We start from the raw sequence: 2660 nt of genomic DNA, 5'->3' as shown, positions 1-2660 counted from the left end.
TGTCGACCGTCGCGTAATTCCCCAGGGGTTTCCGTCATGGAATTCCCCATGTCCGGGTGTGCTGAGTCGAGGGTAGCCGGGCCGGTGCCCGGGTTGGTTCAGTTCGCGGCCGCGGTGCGGTTCCCGGGGCGTTTGCGTGGCCGGTAGGACGGGCCGTCCATCAGGATCTGGTGGCTGGTGTTGATCAACCGATCGAGCAGGGACTCGGCCACGACCGGATTCGGGAACAGCGGATACCAGTCTTTCGGGGCCCGGTTGCTCGTCAGAACCAACGGCTTGCCGGCGATCGCCCGGTCGGATACCAGATCGTAGAGATCATCGGACTGGGTGGTGGTGTGCTCGCGCATCGCGAAGTCGTCGATGATCAACACCAGCGGCCGGGTGTATTCGCGCATCCGTTGGCCGATGGTGCGGTCGGCGTGTCCACCGGCCAGATCGGCGAGCATCCGGGAACACTTGACGAACCGCACGTCCCCGCCGCGTCGGGCCACATGATGCCCTAGCGCTTGTGCCACATGGGTTTTGCCGACGCCGACGGGTCCGTAGAGGATCACCGACTCGCCGGCGTCGAGCCACCGCAGCGCAGCGAGATCCCGCAGCATCGCGGCCGGGAGCTTCGGGTTGGCGGTGAAGTCGAAGTCCTCGAAGGTGGCCTGCTGCTCGAACTTGGCCCGGCGCACCCGCCGGGCCAAGGCGGCGGTTTCGCGGCGGGCGATCTCGTCCTCGCAGAGCACCTGCAGGAACTCGAGGTGCCCGAGCTGCCCGTCGCGGGTTTGCGCCAGGCGCGCGTCGAGGGTGTCGAGCATGCCGGTCAGCTTCAAGGTTTTCAACGCAGCCCGCAGGCTGGGATCATGGATGGTCATGACAGGTGTCCTCACAGCATCTAGTGAAAGTAATTGCAGTTCAATATTTCTGGCGATATGAACGGATCAAGCGGATCGTTCGGTGTCGAACGCGGCCGGCCCGCGCAACAACGCCGGCGCGGTGACCCCGGCATCGGCGACGTCCTGGCCGTCGTGTTCGGTGCCGGCGACGAGGATGCCCTTGACCGTGCGATAACGCGGATCACCGACCTCGAGGGCACGGGCGCAGGCCGCATCGATGCGGGCATCGTCGTAACGCGACCGCAGCCGGATGATGCCCTGGATCGATCGCAGTCGATGGATCGCGTTGACCTGGGACAACTCGTCGACGATCGCGACCGCGCCGGGTCCGATCTGCTCGGCCTGGACCCGGCACCACACCACCGTCTGCAACGTGAACGCGGTCTTCTCCGGCGGATAATGCTCGGGATTGGTCGCTCTCCCGGACAGGCGGCGCACATGGGTGGCCACGACCTGCTCGTCGTGGAAGATCTGCACCACATCCCCGGCGGTGCGCACCAGCAATCGTCGGCCGATCAGCTGCCACGGCGCCGAATACAACGCCTTGCCGGCCTTGACGTGACAGTCCGGGGCGAGTTTGCCGGTGGAGTAGACCACCGGCTCGAACCTCCTGGGCGGCAACGGCGTCAGGGTGTGCTTTTCGACGGCGTCGAACACCACCGCCGGGTGCGCACCACCGAGACCGCGATGCTGATGCCGGCCGTAGACGTCGGTGCACCATGCCAGTGCGGCGGCCTGCATCTGCGTCAGCGAGGTGAACTCGCGGCCCCGGAAGAACGAGTCCCGGATATAGGGCATCGGGCGTTCGATGCGTGGTTTGTCCTTGGGTTTGCCGGCCCTGGCCGGATCGATGAGCACCTGATAGAAGTCGGCGAGTTCGGCATAGGCCCGGTTGATCTGCGGATCGTAGAGATCGGGACGGTCCACCCCGGTTTTGAGGTTGTCGCACACCATCCGCGCCGGGACGCCACCGAAGAACTCGAACGCGGCCACATGCGAAGCGCACCAAGAGGTTTGCTCCATCCGCAGCACCGGTTGGACGAACAGCATCCGTGAACACGCCAGGATCATCGCGAACGCCCACACCGCCACCCGCCGATCCGTGGCCGGATCGCGCCACATCCCCAACTTGCCGTAGTCGACCTGACCCTCGTCGCCCGGCGAGACCGGACCGCGAGGAAAGGTTGCCTTCGACGCCGCGACACGATCGGCGAATCGTGTTGCGATATACCGCCGCACGGTCGATTCCGAAATGGGAACACCGCGATCGTCGCGCAGGCGTTGAGCGATCGTCGCCACGGTCACCGACTCGTCGAGTTGGCCCTCGATCCAGGCGTGGTGGGCGGCGATCGCCGGCCAGGTCACCGCCCGCGCCGTCGGGTCCACCACTTCCGGGAACCAGGACGTGATCAACTCGCGCCACAGGTTCTCGTCGAACTTCCCGCCGTCGCCCGGGCTCAACCCCGCCGCCAGCGCCGGCGCCAAGTACTTGCGGATGGTTTTGCGGTCGAGTCCCAGGGCCGTCGAGATCTGCACCTGGGAGCGGCCGGCATGCCAATGCCGGAACAACTCCATCAGATCGGTCATCGTCCACGTTCTCCTTGCCACCGTCGGGCCCCTTCCCAGGCCCTCGGTGGACCTTGGGAAGAAGCGAACCTGCAGCAGCACCCACACCCCGGCCGACACGCCCCAAGGGTGGGGAATTACGTGACAGGCGGGTGAGGAATTACGTGACGGGTCGACCCCTCAACCTGGGGAATTACATGACCGCTGACA

2 protein-coding genes are annotated in these 2660 nt (G+C 65.8%); both read right to left on the bottom strand.

The genetic code is table 11. The annotated features are described in order from the left end of the window. Nucleotides 1-98 precede the first annotated feature (98 nt). Nucleotides 99-863: an IS21-like element helper ATPase IstB gene (istB, locus tag ACQR3U_RS23290; RefSeq protein WP_064257733.1), complete on the bottom strand. Its 765-nt coding sequence runs from the start codon at nt 861-863 to the stop codon at nt 99-101. 66 nt (nt 864-929) lie between these two features. Next, nucleotides 930-2471, bottom strand: a complete 1542-nt coding sequence (istA, locus tag ACQR3U_RS23285; RefSeq protein WP_230811604.1) for an IS21 family transposase — start codon at nt 2469-2471, stop codon at nt 930-932. Between the last annotated feature and the right edge of the window lie 189 nt (nt 2472-2660).

It is taken from the genome of Rhodococcus sp. IEGM1339 (assembly GCF_050321925.1).
GTDB lineage: Bacteria > Actinomycetota > Actinomycetes > Mycobacteriales > Mycobacteriaceae > Rhodococcus > Rhodococcus pyridinivorans.
The sequence above is the reverse complement of the archived record's forward strand: the minus strand, read 5'-3'. Positions and strand labels throughout refer to the sequence as shown.